The following is a 20,345-nucleotide window of genomic DNA, read 5'->3' as shown; positions in this document are numbered from 1 at the left end:
TGGAGTGGCCTTAAGGTGTGTTGGCACGCAAACGTTCAATCTCGGCCCAAGCACTGGCCAATTCAAACTGCGCGGTGATGAGTTCGTTGCGGGCTGCGCGATACACGCGTTGTGCGTCCATCACTTCTAGGAAGTTTTTTTCGCCAGCTTTGTAGGCCAGCTCGGCAATGCGCAGCGCGTTCGCCGCATTGCGAACGATGCCACCTTCAAGTGCCACCGTTTGCGCATTTGCAATGTCGTATTGTTGATAAGCCGCTTCAAGTGACTGCAACAAAGAAAACTCTTGGTAGGCCAATTGGTTGTCTGTTTGAGACAGCTTGGCCGCCGCTTCACCAATGGGGCCGCCACGCCAATTCCACAAGGGCACATTCATGGCAATGCCCACGCGCTTGCTTCTCCACTCGGGGTCTGAGTCTTGGTCAGCTCGCAAAGCAAATTTGGGAAAACGCAGGGCTTTTTCTTCGCTGAGCTTGCGATCAAGTTGTTGACGCTCGGCACGGGTGCGTTGCAGTTCGGGGTTGGTTCTGCGCACTTCGTCACGCACAGCTGCCAAGGGGGCAGGGGGTTCAAAGATGTGAGTTTGTTCTTGAATTTCAAATGTTTCTGACAACTGCACGCCGACCAATGCGCGCAGGGCGCCGCGAGACTGGCGGACCCGAAGATTGGCAGACTCTTGCAATTTTTGCGCAATCAGCAGCTCGGCATTGGCCTTGACCAGTTCGAAGCGAGCTTTCTCACCCGTCTCAACTTGCAACTCAATACGCTTGTGGATGCCGTTCATCAGCCTCACATCCTCAGACGCTGCTCGGTTTTCGGCTGTGCGGCGGACCAAGTCGTAATAGCGCAGGCGCAGCAAGGCGCGCATGTCGGATTTGAATGATTGTTCGTTGGCCTGAGCTGCGCTCAATCCAGCCAGCGCGCCGTCGATACGCGGAAAGCGGTGCCAAGGCATGTCTAGGTCTTGCGTGATGCTGATGGTTTTCAGCGTCCCAATTGGGTTGGTGTTGCCAAGACGGGGATTGCGGTTGCCATTCATCACCTCCACTTCAGGGTTAGGGAGGGCGCGGGCCGTGTCCACCGCTGCCCGTGCCGCATCCACCGCATTGGCAGCACCGCGCAAAGCGGGGCTTTGGCTGAACATCATGGCTTCTAAATCAGGCAAGCTCAGTTTTGTGCTGTTTGCGTAGGCCAGATTGCCAAAAATGGCAGGAATACAAAGCAGCAGGGATATCAATTGTTTTTTTGGGAGAGATGGCAAACGGATCATCTTAAAAAAGTAAAAAAGGCAGATTTGGAAAACTTAAAGATGTATTGTCGTGGATGCGTCAATGCCATCCATGCATTAGGGATTACCACAACTCAGGCGATGTATACAAGCCGTCTTTAACCAATAAGTACAATATTGCTTTTGGAGCCATCACCATGCGCCTGCTCGGCAAAGCCCTCACCTTCGACGACGTGTTGTTGGTGCCCGCCTTCTCTCAGGTCCTGCCTAAGGACACCTCGCTTGCAACTCAATTTACCCGCAATATTCGCCTGAACTTGCCCTTGGTCTCTGCGGCCATGGACACGGTGACCGAAGCCCGCTTGGCCATTGCCATCGCACAAGAGGGCGGCATTGGCATCGTGCACAAAAACCTCACCCCGCAAGAACAAGCCGCGCAAGTGGCCAAGGTCAAGCGCTACGAATCGGGTGTGTTGCGTGACCCAGTGGTGATCACGCCCGACACCACGGTGCGACAGGTCATGGCCCTCTCAGAGGAGCTGGGCGTGTCGGGTTTTCCAGTCTGTGACGGCCGCCAGGTGGTGGGCATTGTCACGGGCCGCGATTTACGGTTTGAGACCCGCTACGACCAAAAGGTGAGCGAAATCATGACACCGCGCGAGCGCCTGGTCACTGTGCCCGAGGGCACCACGCCTGAGCAAGCCAAACACCTGCTGAACAAACACAAGCTTGAGCGACTGTTGGTGATCAACGATGCGTTTGAGCTGAAAGGCCTGATCACCGTCAAAGACATCACCAAACAACTCAACTTCCCCAACGCCGCACGCGACGCTGCAGGCAAATTGCGCGTGGGTGCTGCCGTGGGTGTGGGCGAGGGCACAGAAGAACGCGTAGAGGCTTTGGTGCGCGCGGGCGTGGACGCCATCGTGGTGGACACGGCGCACGGCCACAGCAAAGGCGTGATTGAGCGTGTGCGTTGGGTCAAACAACACTACCCGCACATCGAAGTGATTGGCGGCAACATTGCCACGGGCGCAGCGGCTTTGGCACTCGTCGAGGCGGGTGCTGACGCGGTCAAGGTGGGCATTGGCCCTGGCTCTATTTGCACCACCCGCATCGTCGCTGGCGTAGGCGTGCCACAAATCATGGCGGTGGACAGCGTGGCCAACGCACTCAAGGGCACCGGCGTGCCACTCATTGCGGACGGCGGCATCCGCTACAGCGGCGACATCGCCAAAGCCATCGCCGCAGGTGCTGGCACAGTGATGATGGGCGGCATGTTTGCGGGCACCGAAGAGGCGCCTGGCGAAATTGTGTTGTTCCAAGGCCGCAGCTACAAGAGCTACCGCGGCATGGGCTCGATTGGCGCTATGCAGCAGGGCAGCGCCGACCGTTACTTCCAAGAGTCCAGCACGGGCAACCCCAACGCCGACAAACTCGTACCCGAAGGTATTGAAGGCCGCGTGCCCTACAAAGGCTCGGTTGTGTCCATCATTTATCAAATGGCTGGCGGCTTGCGGGCCAGCATGGGCTACTGCGGCTGCGCCACGATTGAGGCCATGCACGAAGAATCGCAGTTTGTGGAAATCACGGCAGCGGGCATTCGTGAAAGCCATGTGCACGACGTGCAAATCACCAAAGAAGCGCCAAATTACCGAGCAGAGTAAGCGTTCAAGCAGCACCGCTTGCCAAGCCACCCCTCGGGGTGGCTTTGTTTTTTGAGACAATACGGCAACAGGCCATTTGAAGGCCCTTTTTTATTTATGTCGCACCAAAAAATCCTTATTCTCGATTTCGGCTCTCAAGTCACTCAACTCATCGCCCGGCGCGTGCGCGAGGCCCATGTGTTTTGTGAAGTTCATCCCTGCGATGTGAGCAGCGACTGGGTGCGCGATTACGCCAAAGACGGCAAGCTCAAAGGCATCATCTTGTCTGGCAGCCACGCCAGCGTGTACGAGGTGGACGACCGCGCACCTGACGCCGTGTTTGAGTTGGGCCTGCCCGTGCTGGGCATTTGCTACGGCATGCAAACCATGGCCACGCAATTGGGCGGCAAGGTGGAGGCGGGCACCACGCGAGAGTTTGGCTACGCCGAAGTGCGAGCCCACGGCCACACCGAACTGCTCAAAGGCATTGAAGACTTCAGCACGGCTGAGGGCCACGGCATGTTGAAAGTGTGGATGAGCCACGGCGACAAGGTGACCCAGCTGCCTGAGGGTTTCAAGGTCATGGCGTCTACGCCTGCTTGCCCCATTGCGGGCATGGCCGACGAGACGCGCAAGTTTTACGCCGTGCAGTTCCACCCCGAAGTCACGCACACGGTGCAAGGCCAAGCCTTGTTGAACCGCTTTGTGTTGGACATTTGCGGCACACGCCCCGACTGGATCATGGGCAATTACATCGAAGAAGCGGTGGCCGCCATTCGCCAACAAGTGGGCGACGAAGAAGTCATCTTGGGCCTGTCGGGCGGTGTGGATTCGTCCGTCGCTGCAGCCCTGATTCACCGCGCCATTGGCGACAAACTCACCTGTGTGTTTGTGGACCACGGCCTGTTGCGCCTGAACGAAGGCGACATGGTGATGGACATGTTTGTGGGCAAGTTGCACGCAAAAGTCATTCGCGTGGACGCCAGCGATTTGTTCTTGGGCAAGTTGGCCGGCGTGAGCGAGCCAGAAGCCAAGCGCAAAATCATCGGCGGCTTGTTTGTGGACGTGTTCAAAGAACAAGCAGCCAAACTCAAGGCAGCCGGTGGCGTCAACAGAAATGACGGTGGACCCGCTGTCAAAGGCGCGACGTTCCTCGCCCAAGGCACGATTTACCCCGACGTCATCGAGAGCGGCGGCGCCAAGAGTAAAAAAGCCGTCACCATCAAGAGCCACCACAACGTGGGTGGCTTGCCAGAACAATTGGGATTGAAGCTGTTGGAGCCCTTGCGCGAACTGTTCAAGGACGAAGTGCGCGAACTGGGCGTGGCTTTGGGCCTGCCACACGACATGGTGTACCGCCACCCGTTCCCCGGCCCCGGCTTGGGCGTGCGCATTTTGGGCGAAGTGAAGAAAGAATACGCCGACTTGTTGCGCCGTGCGGACGCGATCTTTATCGAAGAGTTGCACAACTTCAAAGACGAAGCCACTGGCAAATCTTGGTACGCCTTGACCAGCCAAGCCTTCACCGTCTTCTTGCCCGTCAAGAGCGTGGGCGTGATGGGTGATGGCCGCACCTACGACTACGTGGTGGCCTTGCGCGCCGTGCAAACCAGCGACTTCATGACCGCAGACTGGGCCGAGTTGCCCTATGCCTTGCTAAAGAAAGTGTCGGGCCGCATCATCAACGAAGTGCCTGGCATCAACCGCGTGACGTATGACGTGTCCTCAAAACCCCCAGCGACTATCGAGTGGGAATAAAGTCTATTTTTTGAGCACTTGCGCATAAATTCTTATCGCCCATTGCCCCAGATCATCTAGGTAGTTAAACACCACGGGGATCACCAGCAAGCTGAGCACCGTGCTGGTGATCAGGCCGCCAATGACCGCAATGGCCATGGGTGAGCGAAAGCTGGTGTCGGCCGCCCCCCAACCCACGGCAATGGGCAGCATGCCGGCGCCCATGGCGATGGTGGTCATGACAATCGGGCGAGCGCGTTTGTGGCAGGCATCCATCATGGCGTCCCAGCGGCTCATGCCGGGCACGGCAGGGTGGTCGTTGGTCGCAGCTTTGCCGCGCCGCGCTTCGATGGCGTACTCCACCAACAAGATGGAGTTTTTGGTGGCGATGCCCATGAGCATGATCAAGCCAATGAGCGAAGGCATGGATAAACTCTTTTGCGCGATCAGCAAGCCCACAAAGGCGCCGCCCAAGGACAGTGGCAGCGCCGCCAAAATCGTGACAGGGTGCAAGAAGCCTTTGAACAGCAGCACCAACACGATGTAAATGCACAGCACGCCAATCATCATGGCCAAGCCAAAGCTGGCAAAGAGCTCGGCCATGACTTCGGCGTCACCCACCTCCACCACCTTCACACCTGGTGGCAAGCTTTGCAGCGTGGGCAGTTTTTGCACTGCCTGCGTCACATCACCCAAGGGCACGCCAGACAGCTCAATTTCAAAATTGACATTGCGTTGGCGGTCGTAGCGGTCGATCACCGCCGGGCCGCTGGCCACTTCGATGCTGGCCACTTGGCCCAGCATGACAGGGCCGCGTTTGCCGGGCACGCTCAGGCGTTCGAGCACGTCCAGGTCTTTGCGGGCGTCGTCGCTGAGCTTCACCACGATGGGTACCTGCCGCTGCGACAGGTTGAGCTTGGGCAAGGCCGCGTCGTAATCACCCAAGGTGGCCACGCGCAAGGTGTCGCTGATGGCGGCGCTGGTCACACCCAAATCGGCCGCCTTCGCAAAGTCGGGGCGCACCGCGATTTCGGGGCGCACCAAGCTGGCGGTGGACGCGATGGAGCCTAGGCCGTTGATGGTGCGCAGGTCACGCTCCACAGCCATGGCCGCTGTTTGCAGTGCTTGCGGGTCTTCGCCGGTCAGCACCAAAATGTATTTTTCGCCCGAGCCGCCCAAGCCCACCTTGGTGCGCACGCCAGGCAACTGTTGTAAGGCGGTGCGGATGTTGTTTTCAATTTCTTGCTTGCGCGGGCGGGTGCCGCGCTCGGTTAGCTGAATCGTCAAGGTGGCCTTGCGCACTTCGGCAGCGCCGCTGCCCGCAAACGGATCTGCGCCTGCGCTGCCGCCCCCAATGGTGGTGTAGACGCTTTGGATGTCTTTGACATCGCCCAACAGTGCTCGGGCATGCTCGGCGCTGGCCTGAGTTTGCTGCAGCGTCGAGCCGGGCGGCAACTCTACATACACCTGGGTTTGCGAGTTGTCGTCGGGTGGAATAAAGCCCTGTGGCAACAGCGGCACCAGCATGATGGAGCCGACGAAAAACAGCGTGGCCATGACCATGGTGACCACGCGGTGCTTCATGCACCAAGCCACCCACACCAGGTAGTGGGTCATCCACTTCGGCTGCTTCTCGGGGGTGACGATGGGTTTGAGCATGTAGGCTGCCATCATGGGCGTGAGTATCCGTGCCACCGCCAGTGATGCAAAAACCGCGAGTGACGCTGTCCAGCCAAATTGTTTGAAAAACTTGCCGGGAATGCCCGACATGAAAGCGGTGGGCAAAAATACCGCAATCAAGGTGAAAGTGGTGGCGATGACTGCAAGGCCGATTTCATCCGCCGCTTCCATGGCCGCTTGGTAAGGCGTTTTGCCCATGCGCAGGTGACGCACGATGTTTTCGACTTCCACAATCGCATCGTCCACCAGCACGCCGATGACCAAAGACAAGGCCAGCAAGGTGACCACGTTGATGGAGAAACCCAAATACGCCATGCCAATGAAAGCAGGGATGACCGACAAAGGCAAGGCCACGGCCGAGACCACGGTGGCGCGCACATCGCGCAAGAACAGCCAAACCACCAATACTGCCAAAATTGCGCCTTCGTACAACAGTTGCAGTGAGCCGGTGTACTCTTCTTCGACTGGAGTCACAAAGTCAAAGGCTTCGGTGATCTCAATGTCGGGGTTTTGCAAGCGAAACTCGGCCAATGCTTTGCGTACCAAACGGCCCACGGCCACTTCGCTTTCTCCTTTGCTGCGCACCACCTCAAAGCCCACCACGGGCGTTCCGTTCAAGCTGGCCGCAGAGCGGGGGGTGGCCAGTGTGTCGCTGACGGTGGCGACCTGGTCGAGACGAATTCGGCTGCCACGAGACGTGGCCAACTCGATCTGGCCGACTTCTTGTGCGGTTTTAACGGTGGCCAAGGTGCGCACCGCTTGCTCGCCGACGCCCAAATCCATGCGCCCGCCGGAGCCTTCTTGTTGAATTTGTTTGAGCTGACGAGAGACTTCGGCCGCAGTGATGCCCAAAGACTGCAAGCGGTTCACATCCAGCGCAATCTGCACCTCACGCGTGACGCCGCCCACGCGGTTGACCGCTCCCACGCCGCGCAAAGACAAGAGTTTTCGGGTGATTTCCTTGTCTACTAACCACGACAAGGCCTCGTCGTCCATGCGGCTGGAGCGCACGGTGTAGGCCAGCACGGGTGTGCCCGCAAGGTTGATTTTTTGCACGATCGGGTCGCGCAAGTCGGCTGGCAAGTCGGCCCGCACGCCTTGGATGGCGGAGCGCACATCGTCTAAGGCTTCTTGCACGGGTTTTTCCATGCGGAACTCGGCCGTCATGGACACGGCACCGTCTTGGACTTTGGTGGTGATGTGTTTCAAACCTTGCAAGGGGGCCAACGCGTTTTCAAGCTTGCGGGCTACATCGGTTTCTAGCTGGGTCGGGGCAGCGCCGGGTAAGCTGGCGTTCACGGTGATGGTGGGCAACTCCAGATCGGGAAAGTTCTGCACCTTCATCGAGCCAAAGGCAATGAAGCCCGCCACTGTCAGCAGCACAAACAGCATGACCGCAGGAATCGGGTTGCGGATCGACCAAGAAGACAAGTTGAACATGACCAGGCCTTTACTTGGTCACAGGCAGATTGGCTGCGGGCGCGGCGTTGACCACACGCACTGTGTCGCCGTGGTTGAGGAACGCACCACCGCTGACGACCACCAGCGCATCTGATTTCAACCCACTGAGAACCTCAAGTCGTTCACCGCTCAAACGACCCGTTTGCACTTTGGTCTGTGTGACTTTGTTGTCCGCACCCACGGTGTAGACGTAACTGAAACCGTCCCGCAGCACCACCGCGGTTTGAGGCACAGTCATGGCTTGGCTTTGTCCCAGCATGATTTCACCTTTGGCATACATGCCCGCTCGGGCTGAGCCGATGGGGCTGAACAAGTCCACATAGACCAAGGCGTTGCGGGTTTGTGGATCCACCGAAGGGGCGACCATGCGAACCTTGCCCTGCAACACATGGCCGCTGGCTGCGGTGACTTGCACGGGTGCTCCGACTTGGATGCGGCCAATGTCTGATGCAGTTACCTCTGCCCGCCATTCCAGCCGGCCTTGTCGGATGAGGCGAAACAACTCGGTGCCCGCATTGACCACACTGCCAACGCTTGCTAGTCGGGCAGAAATGACACCCGCATCGGGTGACTTCACCTGTGTTTGAGACAACCGAACGGCTTGCAACTGAACTGCAGCGCGCGCTGATTGAACACGCGCCTGGGCGATGGCATCTGCAGCCAGTGTTTGGCTCAGCTGGGCATTGCTGAAAAACCCTTGTTGTTGCAGCGATTTCGCGCGATCGGTTTGGGCCTTGGCATCTAAGGCACTGGCGTTCGCCTCAGCCAAAGTGGCTTCAGCTTGCGCCAACTCTGCTTTCAAGGTGTCCGACTGCAACACGGCGAGCACATCGCCGCGCTTGACACGGTCGCCGACATTGACGCGTACTTCGGTGATTTTTAAACCATTGGCTTCAGCACCAATGACGGCTTCTTGCCAAGCCGCAAGCGAGCCATTGGCCCACACACGCTGGCTGATGCCGAGCTGTGTTGGGCTGCTGACATTGACCGTGAGCGAAGGTTTTGTCGCAGGTACGGATGTTTTTGGTAAATCGTCAGCTGCGCTCACAAAAAGGACCACTGCAGCCAATGCAATACCAATGACTGTTTTCATAGTTTTATCCCTTGTTCACTTGCTAACTTGCATTTTAGACGTGGCGTTTAGCTTGAACTGCAAACGCCCTACAATCAAGGGTTGTTTGCAAATGCCCTATTTGGGCTTCAATTTTTTAATAAGAGAACACTGAGTACATGGCCAAAGAAGAAATGATCGAAATGAAGGGTGTCGTACACGAGGTCTTGCCCGACTCTCGCTACCGCGTCACGCTAGAAAACGGTCACTCACTGATCGCATACACCGCCGGCAAAATGCGTTTGCACCGCATTCGCATCATCGAAGGCGACAAAGTCACGGTAGAGCTGTCACCCTACGACATGAACAAAGCCCGTGTGACCTTCCGTCACATCGAAGGCAAGGGCCCAGGCCCCGCCGTCAAACGTCGTTTCTAAACGGACCGCCTCGCGGTTATTGGCGTGTACCTGCCCCTGCAGTTCAAAGCCAAAGATGAGGCCCATGCGCTCGCGCTGATGCGGGCGCATCCGTTGGCAAGCCTCATCAGTGTGGATGACGAAGGGTTTCCAGTCGTCACACACCTTCCCCTGCATTTGACGCATCACGATGGCCAGCATGTGCTGCAAGGCCATTGCGCCAAAGCCAATCCGCATTGGCGCTATTTGCAGTCGCGACCTCAAGCATTGGTGACCTTTATGGGGCCGCAGGCCTATATGTCGCCCAAGGTGTACCCCGATCTCACGCGCGTGCCCACTTGGAGCTACCTGTGTGTGCATGCCAAGGTTGAAGCTTCGTTGGTGGATGACCCAGTGGCCAAAGACCGTTTGCTCAAGCAACTCATTGGCGACCACGAGCCGCCTTATGCAATGCAATGGCGTGGTTTGGCTGAGGACTACCAACACAAAATGCTCAATGCCATCGTGGCATTTGAGCTGCGCATCACGGATTTGCAATGTGCCATCAAGCTCAACCAGCACCGACCAGAGGCGCACCTGGCCATGCATGCCGCTTATGCGCAAGGCTCCACGGATGAGCAAGCCTTGGCCGATTGGATGGTCAAGCTCGGCATGGTTCAGCCATGACGCCAGTTCATTCACCCGAAGACTTGGGCTTTATGCAGTTGGCCCTGCGTCAAGCGCAAGTCGCTGCTGAATCGGGCGAGGTGCCAGTGGGCGCGGTGGTGGTGAGGGCAGGGCAGGTGATTGCTTCGGGCCACAACGCAGCCTTGGCCAGCCATGACCCCACGGCGCATGCAGAAGTCAATGCCATTCGCGCCGCGGCACAAGCACTGGGCAACTACCGACTGGACGACTGCACTTTGTACGTGACGCTAGAGCCCTGCGCCATGTGCAGTGGCGCAGCACTACATGCGCGTGTCAAGCGCGTGGTGTTTGGTGCGGCAGAGCCAAAAACAGGAGCTGCGGGTTCGGTGTTGAACCTTTTTGCGAATGAACAAATCAATCACCAAACCAAGCTCACAGGCGGCGTTTTGGATGAAGCATGTGCGCGGGTGTTGCAAGACTTTTTTGAACAACGTCGTGCGCAACAACAGTTGACCAAAGTACCTTTGCGCGAAGACGCTTTGCGCACCGCTGAAGGCGCATTCGTGGGCTTGGGTGTGCCACTTGCACTGTCGCACTTCACAGCCGATTTGCCAGCGTTAGAAGGCTTGCGTCTTCATTGGTTTGACAACCGCGACAGCATCGCACAAGTTCAAGCCGCCCCCCATGTGTATCTACACGGGTTGGAAGGTTGGAGCGTGGAATACGCTGCGCAACTTCAAAAGGCAGAGCCTGCGCTCGCTTTGGACTTGCCTGGGTTTGGGTTGTCAGATAAACCCAAAAAAATCGCCACACACCGTGTGGCATGGCATGCACAAGTGCTGCGCGAGTTTTTGGCCAGTGTGCAACCTGCGCCAGTGGCCTTGCACGCACCCCGTGTGATGGCACCTTTGCTGGCGGGTCTGCAATTGCCCATCCATTGGGTCATGACACCCGCGCTGCCCAATGCTTTGCGCGATGCGCCTTACCCAGACCATGGCCATTTGGCCGGCCCACGCGCCTTGCGCACCTTGTTGGAGGCACCCACGCCTCCCCCTGACCGAAGTTAAACATGTCTAACACCACACCACCCCTCGGTTACGAAGTGAAGTTTCAGAGGGTCGGTGTAGGAGGAGGGGCGGATTTAAAAATCCGCTCCTTGCTCGACAGGCAACAATTTTTTGACCCTTTGGGCTTGGCGCTGGCAGCGGGTATTTCGTCCGCTACTTGGCCTTTGTTTGGTTTGCTTTGGCCATCGGCACAAAAGTTGGCTGACCTCATGCAAACCTGGGTGCTCAAAGACAAGCGCATTTTAGAAGTGGGCTGTGGTTTGGGGCTGGCCAGTTTGGTGGTGCACCGACGCGAGGGCAACATCATTGCCAGCGATTGCCATCCCTTGACAGAAACCTTTTTGAAAGCCAATGTGCTGTTGAACGGTTTGCCTCCGCTGCATTACGAAACAGGCAACTGGGGCAGGGTGAACAAAGGACTAGGCGCATTTGATTTACTCATCGCCAGCGACGTGCTGTACGAGCGCAGCCACCCTGCGCAGCTGTCTGGCTTTATTCAGTTGCATGCTGCTGAGGGCGCCGAGGTGCTCATCATCGACCCCAACCGCAGCAACCGCAACGCCTTTCACAAGGACATGGCCAACATGGGGTTTGGTGTGACAGAGCTGGTGATGAATGAGCCGCTGCAAGACTTGAGCGCTTATCGCGGGCGATTGCTGCACTACAAACGCGGCTGAACTTGCAAATTTGCCACGACAATGTGGGCCATGGCTCATATTTACATCTATTCCCCTAGCGGCGCGGTGCGTGACAAAGCCGCTTTCAAACGTGGCGTGGCGCGCTTGAAAAAACTCGGACATGAGGTGGAGCTTGACGCCGATGCACTCAGCAGCCACACCCGTTTTGCTGGGGATGACGCCACCCGATTGGCTGCCATCCATCGCGCAGCCAACAGTGGCGCAGATGTGGCGCTTATTTCGCGCGGCGGCTACGGCCTCACGCGCATCTTGCCCGGGATCCAATACAAGCAAGTGGCCAAAGCCATTGCCAGGGGCATGCAGTTTGTGGGCCTGAGCGACTTCACCGCATTCCAAAATGCGTTGTTAGCCAAAACCGGCGCTGTCACATGGGCGGGTCCTGCGTTGGGCGAAGACTTTGGCGCAGAGCAACCAGACGACATCATGGAGGCCTGTTTTGACGACATGGTCAGCGGGCAGGGTGAGGGCGCGGGTTGGCAATTGTCAAAAGCTTGCGTTGTCGCGAATCAAAATCGTCGCTCTGGCGTGTGGGCTCATGATGCAGTTTTATGGGGAGGCAATTTGGCTGTGCTGGTGTCCTTGCTCGGCACGCCTTATTTCCCTCAAATCAAAAACGGCGTGTTGTTCCTAGAGGATGTGGGCGAACACCCTTATCGCATTGAACGCATGCTGACACAGCTGCTGCACGCCGGTGTGTTGGCTCAACAAAAAGCCATTGTGTTTGGCCAGTTCAGCCACTACAAGCTCACGCCGCATGACAAAGGCTTCAAACTTCAAAGCGTGGTCGATTGGCTACGCACACACATCAAACCATCTGTTTTGACCGACTTACCCTTTGGCCATGTGGCTACCAAGCTGTGTTTGCCAGTGGGGCAAAGGATTGATTTGTTGGTTGAAGATCGAGATGCTTTGCTGCTGTGGGCGCATACCGACCACTGATCTGGATGATCTAATATTTTATACGATGTATATTATGTAAAGTTAAGCAAGCAGTGAAAACCGCCCCTTAGCGCGGTGTGTTCACACTCTCTTGCTTGATCGGGTTCTGAATAAACCAAGACTCTGTGAACACACGGATGTACATCGCGCTTTGGTGATGGTCTTTGGCCAAGGCCAAATCTAAGGCAGAGGCATTGCTGCTGTTGACCAAAACGGGATCGGCCCCCTCTTCTAATAACAACTTCACAGCCAGTGGCGAAGCGTAATAAGCCGCCATCATCAATGGCGTGGTGCCATTGGCAGATTCGCTGTCGATGTAAGCCTCGTTTTCAAGCAACAAGCGCATCATCTGGCGGTGGCCGCGCGTGGCGGCGTAATGCAAGGGTGTCCAACCAGGTTTGTTGACATCGGCCCCACGTTCTATCAAGACTTTTGCCAACTCAAGCTGGTTGTTGATGGCGGCCAACATCAGCGGTGTTTCACCCAATGCATCTTGCACATTGACGCGCGTCTGGGGGTGTTTGGCTAAAACCAAGGCGGACTTGGGCGACTCGGATTGAATGGCAACCAACAGGCCTGGAACACCTTTTTCGTTTGGGGTGTTGGGATCAAATCCTCGTGCCAACAGCTTTTCAATGATCTGCGGGCGATCGAAATGAAGAGCTGAAAAGAAATCCTCATAAGAGCCTGCATTGGATGAAGAAAATGCAATGAAAACATATAGATAAAAACAATACTTAAAGTATTTTCTCATTTTAAAACAGCGCTGAAAAGTTGGTCAAAGTTACGGCTGGTGGCCTCGGCCACTGCCTCAACTGAGATGCCTTTGATGTCTGCAATTTGTTTTGCGACAAACGGCACATAGGACGGATTATTGGTTTTGCCGCGATGCGGCATGGGCGCCAAATACGGGCTGTCGGTCTCAATCAGCAGTCGATCCATGGGAATAAATTGGGCAACATCGCGCAAGTCTTGGGCATTTTTGAAGGTCAAGATGCCTGAGAACGAGATGTAGAGGCCAAGGTCCAAGCCCGCACGGGCCACCTCAGCGGTTTCAGTGAAGCAATGAAAGACGCCGCCTGCACTGTTCGCTGAGCCGTCTTCGCCCTGCTCTTTCAAAATCGCCACCGTGTCTGCAGACGCGCTGCGGGTATGAATCACCAATGGCAGCTGGGCGTGTTGTGCCGCTTCGATGTGGATGCGAAAGCGGTTGCGTTGCCATTCCATGTCGGCCACGGTGCGTTCGCCCAAGCGGTAATAGTCGAGGCCAGTCTCGCCAATGCCCACCACTTTGGGCAGTTTGGCGCGGGTCAGCAAGTCATCGAGCGTGGGCTCTTGCACGCCCTCGTTGTCCGGGTGCACGCCCACAGTCGCCCAAAAGTTGTCAAACTGCGTGGCGAGGCCGTGCACTTCAGGAAAGCGCTCCAGCGTGGTGCTGATGACCAAGGCACGCGTGACTTGGGCTTTGGCCATGTCATCGCGAATGGTTTGGATGTTGTCAGCCAGCTCTGGGAAGTTCAAGTGGCAGTGTGAATCGGTGAACATCGTTCTCTCTTATTCTTTGGAACGCAAGGCCGTTTGAGCACGCGCTACCAAGGCCTCAAACATCAAACCCGCGTTGTAGGGGTGCTCGCAGGTGCGTGCGGCGTCCATCAAGTCCTTGGACCATTGGGTGAGAGAGACGGTGGTGCCTGCAGTTGGCAAATCTGCCCCCATAAAAAAGCGCGGCTCAGCGCCCATGCGCAAAGCCAGCAAGTCATGACAGATCTTTTGAAGCGTGGCGATGGCCTGCGTGGGGGTGGCATCCGATACCGCGCCTACATCGCCACGCATGACGGCTTTGGGCAAAGCGGCCCAATGTGCAGCTTTGAGGCCCGCGTTGGCGAGGTCTAGGGCATCTTCAGGACGACCGCCAGCGGCACGCAGCAAGACGGCAGCATCAGCAAGGGGCAGGCCTTGGGTCTGTAGCCAGCGCAAAGCCTGCGACTCTGTGGGCCAGGTCATGGTGTGGGTCTGGCAGCGGCTGCGGATGGTGGGTAGCAATTGGTGGGCAGCTTCGCTGGCCAGCACAAAGCGGCATTCGCCTGGTGGTTCTTCAAGTGTTTTGAGTAGGGTGTTCGCCGTGACATGGTTCATGCGTTCGGCGGGGTAAATAAACACCACTTTGGTGGCGCCGCCAGAGCGGGTTTGTTGGCTGAAAGCCACCATGTCGCGTGCAGCTTCGACCCGAATTTCTTTGCTGGGCTTGCGCTTTTTGTCGTCCAGGTCTTTTTGAGTTTTCTCATCCAAGGGCCAATTCAACTCTAGGGCCAAGGCTTCTGGCATGAGCGTGCGCAGGTCCGCCTGGGTGCGCACATCCACCGCGTGGCAGCTGCGGCACTGGTAGCAAGCGCCCTGCTGGGTTGGCGCTTCACACAGCCAAGCGCGGGCCAGTTCAAGGCCAAGTGTGTATTGCCCCAAACCCGATGGGCCTTGCAACAGCCATGCGTGGCCGCGGCGCGCGAGCAACTGGGTCAGCTGGTCTTGCAGCCAAGGGCTCAAGACGGGCCTGACTTGTGATGCGGTGGTTTCGGTCATGCGTTGGGACGGCTCAATTTGGGCTCAACCAGCCGCGCTGCACAAAGTGGCGCTGCAGTTGCTGCCAAACCACCTCGCGGGTTTGGGCGGCGTCTAGGCGCACAAAACGTTGCGCATCGGCAAGGGCGCGTTTGGCATAGCCGTCAGACACTTTTTGAAAGAACGCAACAGGCTGCGCCTCAAAGCGGTCGGGCACGCGTGCGCCCGCTAAGCGCTCGGCGGCGATGGCGGGGTCGAGTTCAAACCAGACGGTCACATCCGGCTGGCGCAGGCCATTGGCACAAGAACTCGCTGTGTCAGCGGGCATCGCCTGCACCCAACGCTCGAGCTGCTGCAACACCCCCCCATCAAACCCACGGCCACTGCCTTGGTAGGCAAAGGTGGCATCGGTGAAGCGATCGCACAACACCACATCGCCACGCGCCAAGGCGGGCTCAATCACATGGTTGAGGTGGTCACGGCGGGCGGCAAAGATCAGCAAAGCTTCAGTCAGCGCATCCATCGCGTCGTGCAGCACCATCTCACGCAGCTTCTCGGCCAATGGCGTGCCGCCTGGCTCGCGGGTCAGGGTAACTTGGCGGCCCTGCGCTTTGAACGCTGCTGCCAAGCCTTCGATGTGCGTGGATTTTCCCGCACCGTCGATGCCTTCAAAACTGATGAACAGGCCGTGTGATGTCATAGCCCGTGATTTTGCCAGCTCGCCAAGATGGGGTTGTCCAAAATCATGGCCCTGCACTTGATGAGGCCCCCGAGCTGGCACCTGTGATGCGACGCTGATAACGGTTAACCGCTGCATTGTGCTCATCCAAAGTGGCGCTGAAGTGACTGGTGCCATCCCCCTTGGCCACAAAGTACAAGGCATTGCTGGGTGCGGGCTTGACGGCTGCTTTCAGCGCATTGCGACCTGGCATGGCAATTGGCGTCGGCGGCAAGCCTTTGCGGGTGTAGGTGTTCCACGGGTGGTCGGTGCGCAGGTCAGCGCGGCGCAGGTTGCCGTCGAAGTGATCAAACATGCCATAAATGACGGTGGGGTCAGTTTGCAGCGGCATGTCAAGCGCCAACCGGTTGTGAAACACACGGCTGATGGTGGTGCGGTCGCTTTCGCGGCCAGTCTCTTTTTCGATGATGCTGGCCAAAATAAGTGCTTGGTCGATGGTTTTGATTTGAATGTCGGGTTGGCGTTGGCCCCAAGCGGCAGCCAGTTGTTTGGTCATGGCGTTGGCTGCGCGTTGCATCACATGCAGCTCAGAGGTGCCTTTGCCGTAAGTGTAGGAGTCAGGAAAAAACCGCCCTTCTGGTGCCACACCTGGCATGCCAAGCTGCGTCATGAGCTCATCATCACCCATGTCCTGGGTGTCATGCTTGAGGCCTTCTGCTTTGGCCAGGGCAGCGCGGAACTGGCGAAAAGTCCAGCCATCAATCAGGCTGATGGCTTTGAGGCTTTCCTCCCCTCGGCTGAGTTTGCGCAACAAGTCCAATGCAGATTCGCCTTGCGAGATCTCATAGCTTCCTGCGCGCAGCGCTCTGGATTGACCACTGAGCTTGAAGAAAACAAATAAAAGCTGCGGATCAACCTCGATACCAGCACTCACAGAGGCTCTGGCAATACCCCTGACTGTGGTTTGCGGCTCAATCGACAGGTCCACCGTCTGGCTGATCATGGGCAATGGACGGTACACCCAGTAGGCGCTGGCGACTAGCGATAACAAAACCAGCGCAAAAAATAACCAAATACATCGCTTGAGCACAACACCGCATCCTTAGTCAGTTGCGCTCCAAGGGCTTGGTTCGCCCCAAAATTATATCGATCGACCCACAGAGCCCCAGCTGTTGGGGCTCTGGGCAAGGTCAATCAGTCTGCAACCAAGCTTGCAGCCGTGCCAAAGGCAATGGCACCAATTGGAACAATCCAAGAGTTTGTTTCCATTTTTTGCTGCTCAACCACCGCGGGTAAGTTCTCAAATGCGTGGGTTTTGCGAGCATCCAACACCCGCGAATGCGCAAATTCAGACTGCAAAGCCTTGGTCAGCTCAATCAAAGGACCTTGCGCAACACGCGTCAGCACGCTGTTGCCACGTTCTTTGAGGAGTTGCACGATGTCATTGAGATTTGAATCGGTCCATTCGGTTTTGTATTTTTTCAACGCTCGTTGGGTCAACCATTTGCTTGAGTGGCGGTGAAAGCGTGGCGGGCATCCGACCAACACCCATTGAGCGGGTTGGCTACCCTCTAACAAGGGAAGAACTTGGTTCATCGCATGCACTTTGTCGTTGACGAAGATGACGTAGGTTTCCATGATGATCTCCTTGAGTTGTGGACTAGCGTTAAACCGTTTCTAAATCTGTTGCGTTGGTTTGCGCCTGCTGGCGTTTTTTATGTAACCAGCTGATGGCAAGAATAGCAGCGACAAAGACAATATGCACCCCCCACCAAACAGCTTCTTGGTACCACAGCTTGGTGCTGAAAAAATCTTTGAACAAGGACTCGTTGACCACCATTTGAGCTGAGGTAAACGCCAGCACCGCACCACCCAAGGGAATGATGATGGGCCAACGCGCCACCAACTTGAGCACCAACTGGCTGCCAAACATCACAATAGGAATGCTGATCATCAAACCCAGCGCGACCAATTCAAATGAACCGCTGGCTGCGCCGGCCACGCCAAGCACGTTGTCAATGCCCATGAGCGCGTCTGCGACCACAATGGTTTTCATGGCGCCCCAAAATGTGGACGCCGCCACATCACCGTGATCTTCATCAGCGTCACTGTTGATGAGGTTGAAAGCAATCCAAAGCAAACCCAAGCCGCCCACCAGCATGAGGCCAGGTATTTGAAGCAGCCAAACCACGGCAAAAGTCATCAAGGACCTGACACCAATCGCGCCGACGGTGCCCCAAATGATGGCTTTTTTCTGAAGATCGGGTGGGAGTTTTCTTGCCGCGAGGGCGATGACGATGGCATTATCGCCAGCCAAAACCAAGTCAATAAGAATAATGGCGAGCAGCGCTGACCACCACGGGAGAGAAAAAAGTTCCATAGCAAAACCTCAATAGATCGATCAATGCTCTTTGAATAACAAAGAGCCACGGATCGAAGGTCTTGCTTAGCTTGTAATGATTCAGTTATATGCCCAAACAGCCGGAAGTGTTGACTTCGTGATGACGACTGTTTGATCCTGAAGTGCGGCACTTAAGCCATTGTCTGAACACCCCACGATTGAGCTACTCCCCAACGATTGGCAAATTATAGGGGCGTTTATGTGTCGCGGTGTGGGTCAGGGTGGTTTGCAAATGATTCTGGATAATGAAGCAATGAATTCAACTACCGCATCCATCCATCTGCAGGGCATTGCCCCCTTGCCCCACCTTGGCATCATCCGCGCTGTGGGCGCAGACGCTGCTCGCTTTTTGCACAACCAGCTCACCAACGACGTGCTGTTGATTAAAGACGGCCAGTGTCGCTTGGCCGCCTTTTGCAATGCCAAGGGCCGCATGCAAGCGAGCTTTGTGGTTTACAAACGCAGCGCCGAAGACGTGCTGCTGATTTGCCGCAAAGACCTGATGGCCCCAACCATCAAGCGCTTGTCCATGTTTGTGCTGCGCGCCAAAGCCAAGCTGAGCGATGCGAGTGAGGAGTTTGAGCTGCTTGGCTTGGCGGGTGACGCTGTGGCTCATGCCTTGAGCGGTGCTGCCTCTGCTGCTTCGTTGTCATTTGCGCCATGGCAACGCCACGCAGCAGGCGCTGCAGATGTGTTGACCCTCTACCCTGCGGTGGGCCAGCCACGCGCGTTGTGGATTGCCCCCAAAGATATGGCTGGACCTGCAGGCTCAGCGCTCGGTGCAGATGTGTGGCAACTCGGTGAGGTGATGAGCGGCATTGCATGGGTCGAGCTGGCCACCTTCGAAGCCTTTGTGCCGCAGATGCTCAACTACGAATCGGTGGCGGGCGTGGACTTCCAAAAAGGCTGCTACCCTGGCCAAGAGATCGTGGCGCGCAGTCAGTTCCGCGGCACCCTCAAGCGTCGCGCCTTCATTGCGCAAAGCACGGTGCCAATGGCCGCTGGGCAAGAGGTGTTTTCAAGCTTAGACGCTACCCAACCATGTGGCTTGGTGGCGCAAGCTGCCAGCGTGGCTGATTGCCACGTGGCGATATTGGAGTTGCAGCTCAGTGTCTCTGACGTCGGTGCGTTGTATTTGGGTGCGGCAAATGGTCCCCAGTTGTCCCTGCAAGCCTTGCCCTACGCGCTACGCGACGATATCTAAAGATTTCAACATCAAACGCATTTCCACATGCGCAATACCCACCTCCACAAACGGCTCGCCGATTGCGGTGAAACCATGCAAGGCATAAAACTGCTCAGCTGTGAGTTGCGCGCTCAGGCGCACTTCTTGGTGGCCACATCGGCGAGCTTCTAACAGCAAGGCTTTGAGCAAACGAGCGCCATAGCCTTGTCCTCGCGCCTCTTTTAACACCGCCATGCGCCCCACTTTGGCAACATTCGCTGATGTTGGCAACAAGCGGGCATTTCCCAGCGGCTCCCCTTCTGCATCAAACAACACCGCATGCAAGGCAGTGGCGTCATCGGCGTCCCATTCGTCCTCTGGGGAGATGCCTTGTTCTTGGATAAACACCGCGTTGCGCACCTTTTGTGCAGCGGCTTGCATGTGAGACCAATCGCCAATTTCGAGGTAAGTCATTGTCAACACATCAACGGTCAAATGCATGCCGCACAGCGCGCGCCGCATCCATGTGCGCCGTCAGTGCTTGAGGAATCACGCGTCCCATTTGGATGAAACTGTGCACCACGCCTTTGTAAATCTCCAAGTCCACAGGCACACCGCTCAAGCGAAGATGGTCTGCATAGGTCACACCATCGTCTATCAAGGGGTCGCACTCGGCCAAGCCTAGCCAGGCAGGGGCGACACCTGAGACATCGGCCAAAAGGGGCGAAAAGCGAGGGTCGTGGCGATCTTTGGCGTTGGGCAGGTAGTGCTTGTAAAAAAAATCGATGCTCTCTTTTTCAAGCAAGAAACCTTTCTCAAACGTGTGGGCAGATGCCATGTGCACGGGCGAGCAGCCGGGGTAGAACAAGAGCTGCAGCCTCAAATCAATGCCGGCATCACGCGCGGCAATCGCCGTGGCCGCTGTCAGCGTGCCACCCGCGCTGTCGCCGCCGATGGCGATTCGTGCTGCATCGATGCCCAACGACTTGGCGTTGGC

At 56.8% G+C, this 20,345-nt stretch carries 20 protein-coding genes; 8 read left to right on the top strand and 12 right to left on the bottom strand.

Translation table 11 applies throughout. The features are described 5' to 3' along the window. Positions 1-10 precede the first annotated feature (10 nt). Entirely contained in the window at positions 11-1,162 is a 1,152-nt protein-coding gene (locus V7Q41_RS12505) for a TolC family protein (protein WP_333846253.1), read from the bottom strand. Between the two features lie 260 nt (positions 1,163-1,422). On the opposite strand from V7Q41_RS12505, the gene guaB reads away from it, so the two are divergent. Together guaB and guaA are read left to right on the top strand one after the other, a co-directional pair. Next, complete coding sequence (gene guaB, locus V7Q41_RS12500) at positions 1,423-2,892, top strand: IMP dehydrogenase (RefSeq protein WP_333846252.1); 1,470 nt, start codon at positions 1,423-1,425, stop codon at positions 2,890-2,892. Positions 2,893-2,988: 96 nt separating this feature from the next. Next, positions 2,989-4,629 (top strand): glutamine-hydrolyzing GMP synthase, encoded by a 1,641-nt coding sequence (gene guaA / locus V7Q41_RS12495; protein ID WP_333846250.1) that lies wholly within the window; start codon positions 2,989-2,991, stop codon positions 4,627-4,629. Positions 4,630-4,632: 3 nt separating this feature from the next. Here guaA and V7Q41_RS12490 read toward each other — a convergent pair whose 3' ends face one another. Together V7Q41_RS12490 and V7Q41_RS12485 are read right to left on the bottom strand one after the other, a co-directional pair. Then, on the bottom strand, positions 4,633-7,728 hold the full coding sequence (locus V7Q41_RS12490) for an efflux RND transporter permease subunit (RefSeq protein ID WP_333846249.1): 3,096 nt from the start codon (positions 7,726-7,728) through the stop codon (positions 4,633-4,635). Positions 7,729-7,738: 10 nt separating this feature from the next. Continuing rightward, entirely contained in the window at positions 7,739-8,842 is a 1,104-nt protein-coding gene (locus V7Q41_RS12485; RefSeq protein ID WP_333846247.1) for an efflux RND transporter periplasmic adaptor subunit, read from the bottom strand. Between the two features lie 137 nt (positions 8,843-8,979). Between V7Q41_RS12485 and infA the strand changes: the two genes are divergently transcribed. From infA to V7Q41_RS12460, 5 genes are read left to right on the top strand one after another with little or no spacing between them, the layout of a single operon-like run. Continuing rightward, complete coding sequence (infA, locus tag V7Q41_RS12480; RefSeq protein WP_100133080.1) at positions 8,980-9,237, top strand: translation initiation factor IF-1; 258 nt, start codon at positions 8,980-8,982, stop codon at positions 9,235-9,237. 24 nt (positions 9,238-9,261) lie between these two features. Continuing rightward, the gene (locus tag V7Q41_RS12475) at positions 9,262-9,882 is read left to right on the top strand and encodes an FMN-binding negative transcriptional regulator (RefSeq protein WP_333846246.1); all 621 of its coding nucleotides are present in this window, start codon (positions 9,262-9,264) and stop codon (positions 9,880-9,882) included. Continuing rightward, positions 9,879-10,910: a tRNA adenosine(34) deaminase TadA gene (gene tadA, locus V7Q41_RS12470; protein ID WP_333846245.1), complete on the top strand. Its 1,032-nt coding sequence runs from the start codon at positions 9,879-9,881 to the stop codon at positions 10,908-10,910. The genes V7Q41_RS12475 and tadA overlap by 4 nt, the downstream gene beginning before the upstream one ends. Before the next feature lie 2 nt (positions 10,911-10,912). Beyond that, positions 10,913-11,587, top strand: coding sequence for a class I SAM-dependent methyltransferase (locus V7Q41_RS12465; protein WP_333846243.1), 675 nt, complete (start codon positions 10,913-10,915; stop codon positions 11,585-11,587). 30 nt (positions 11,588-11,617) lie between these two features. Then, complete coding sequence (locus V7Q41_RS12460; RefSeq protein WP_333846242.1) at positions 11,618-12,547, top strand: LD-carboxypeptidase; 930 nt, start codon at positions 11,618-11,620, stop codon at positions 12,545-12,547. 67 nt (positions 12,548-12,614) lie between these two features. On the opposite strand, the gene V7Q41_RS12455 is transcribed toward V7Q41_RS12460, so the two are convergent. The 7 genes from V7Q41_RS12455 to V7Q41_RS12425 form a co-directional block, all read right to left on the bottom strand. After that, positions 12,615-13,301, bottom strand: a complete 687-nt coding sequence (locus V7Q41_RS12455; RefSeq protein ID WP_333846240.1) for an ankyrin repeat domain-containing protein — start codon at positions 13,299-13,301, stop codon at positions 12,615-12,617. Continuing rightward, entirely contained in the window at positions 13,298-14,092 is a 795-nt protein-coding gene (locus tag V7Q41_RS12450) for a TatD family hydrolase (protein ID WP_333846239.1), read from the bottom strand. The genes V7Q41_RS12455 and V7Q41_RS12450 overlap by 4 nt, the downstream gene beginning before the upstream one ends. Before the next feature lie 9 nt (positions 14,093-14,101). After that, a complete protein-coding gene (locus tag V7Q41_RS12445; protein WP_333846238.1) occupies positions 14,102-15,124 on the bottom strand; it encodes a DNA polymerase III subunit delta' in 1,023 nt (340 codons plus the stop codon). Positions 15,125-15,137: 13 nt separating this feature from the next. Beyond that, on the bottom strand, positions 15,138-15,803 hold the full coding sequence (gene tmk, locus V7Q41_RS12440; protein ID WP_333846236.1) for a dTMP kinase: 666 nt from the start codon (positions 15,801-15,803) through the stop codon (positions 15,138-15,140). A 43-nt stretch (positions 15,804-15,846) separates the two neighbouring features. Next, on the bottom strand, positions 15,847-16,833 hold the full coding sequence (gene mltG, locus V7Q41_RS12435; RefSeq protein ID WP_333846234.1) for an endolytic transglycosylase MltG: 987 nt from the start codon (positions 16,831-16,833) through the stop codon (positions 15,847-15,849). Between the two features lie 143 nt (positions 16,834-16,976). Next, positions 16,977-17,420, bottom strand: coding sequence for a hypothetical protein (locus V7Q41_RS12430; protein ID WP_333846232.1), 444 nt, complete (start codon positions 17,418-17,420; stop codon positions 16,977-16,979). A gap of 28 nt (positions 17,421-17,448) precedes the next feature. Beyond that, on the bottom strand, positions 17,449-18,162 hold the full coding sequence (locus V7Q41_RS12425; RefSeq protein ID WP_333846231.1) for a TerC family protein: 714 nt from the start codon (positions 18,160-18,162) through the stop codon (positions 17,449-17,451). A 274-nt stretch (positions 18,163-18,436) separates the two neighbouring features. Between V7Q41_RS12425 and ygfZ the strand changes: the two genes are divergently transcribed. Beyond that, on the top strand, positions 18,437-19,387 hold the full coding sequence (gene ygfZ / locus V7Q41_RS12420; RefSeq protein WP_333846229.1) for a CAF17-like 4Fe-4S cluster assembly/insertion protein YgfZ: 951 nt from the start codon (positions 18,437-18,439) through the stop codon (positions 19,385-19,387). On the opposite strand, the gene V7Q41_RS12415 is transcribed toward ygfZ, so the two are convergent. Further along, positions 19,370-19,822: a GNAT family N-acetyltransferase gene (locus tag V7Q41_RS12415; protein WP_333846228.1), complete on the bottom strand. Its 453-nt coding sequence runs from the start codon at positions 19,820-19,822 to the stop codon at positions 19,370-19,372. The two genes, ygfZ and V7Q41_RS12415, sit on opposite strands and share 18 nt — an antisense overlap. A gap of 10 nt (positions 19,823-19,832) precedes the next feature. Beyond that, positions 19,833-20,345, bottom strand: a 513-nt coding sequence (locus V7Q41_RS12410; RefSeq protein WP_333846227.1) for an alpha/beta hydrolase fold domain-containing protein, incomplete at its 5' end; no start/stop codon positions are given.

Source organism: Limnohabitans sp. (genome assembly GCF_036804465.1).
GTDB lineage: Bacteria > Pseudomonadota > Gammaproteobacteria > Burkholderiales > Burkholderiaceae_C > Limnohabitans.
The sequence above is the reverse complement of the archived record's forward strand: the minus strand, read 5'-3'. Positions and strand labels throughout refer to the sequence as shown.

Bases quoted from the DNA above. Each gene is read 5' to 3' on its own strand.
- guaB (WP_333846252.1), top strand. From the start codon at position 1,423: ATGCGCCTGCTCGGCAAAGCCCTCACCTTCGACGACGTGTTGTTGGTG.
- guaA (WP_333846250.1), top strand. From the start codon at position 2,989: ATGTCGCACCAAAAAATCCTTATTCTCGATTTCGGCTCTCAAGTCACT.
- V7Q41_RS12490 (WP_333846249.1), bottom strand. From the start codon at position 7,728: ATGTTCAACTTGTCTTCTTGGTCGATCCGCAACCCGATTCCTGCGGTC.
- V7Q41_RS12485 (WP_333846247.1), bottom strand. From the start codon at position 8,842: ATGAAAACAGTCATTGGTATTGCATTGGCTGCAGTGGTCCTTTTTGTG.
- infA (WP_100133080.1), top strand. From the start codon at position 8,980: ATGGCCAAAGAAGAAATGATCGAAATGAAGGGTGTCGTACACGAGGTC.
- tadA (WP_333846245.1), top strand. From the start codon at position 9,879: ATGACGCCAGTTCATTCACCCGAAGACTTGGGCTTTATGCAGTTGGCC.
- V7Q41_RS12465 (WP_333846243.1), top strand. From the start codon at position 10,913: ATGTCTAACACCACACCACCCCTCGGTTACGAAGTGAAGTTTCAGAGG.
- V7Q41_RS12460 (WP_333846242.1), top strand. From the start codon at position 11,618: ATGGCTCATATTTACATCTATTCCCCTAGCGGCGCGGTGCGTGACAAA.
- V7Q41_RS12455 (WP_333846240.1), bottom strand. From the start codon at position 13,301: ATGAGAAAATACTTTAAGTATTGTTTTTATCTATATGTTTTCATTGCA.
- V7Q41_RS12450 (WP_333846239.1), bottom strand. From the start codon at position 14,092: ATGTTCACCGATTCACACTGCCACTTGAACTTCCCAGAGCTGGCTGAC.
- V7Q41_RS12445 (WP_333846238.1), bottom strand. From the start codon at position 15,124: ATGACCGAAACCACCGCATCACAAGTCAGGCCCGTCTTGAGCCCTTGG.
- tmk (WP_333846236.1), bottom strand. From the start codon at position 15,803: ATGACATCACACGGCCTGTTCATCAGTTTTGAAGGCATCGACGGTGCG.
- V7Q41_RS12430 (WP_333846232.1), bottom strand. From the start codon at position 17,420: ATGGAAACCTACGTCATCTTCGTCAACGACAAAGTGCATGCGATGAAC.
- V7Q41_RS12425 (WP_333846231.1), bottom strand. From the start codon at position 18,162: ATGGAACTTTTTTCTCTCCCGTGGTGGTCAGCGCTGCTCGCCATTATT.
- ygfZ (WP_333846229.1), top strand. From the start codon at position 18,437: ATGAATTCAACTACCGCATCCATCCATCTGCAGGGCATTGCCCCCTTG.
- V7Q41_RS12415 (WP_333846228.1), bottom strand. From the start codon at position 19,822: ATGACTTACCTCGAAATTGGCGATTGGTCTCACATGCAAGCCGCTGCA.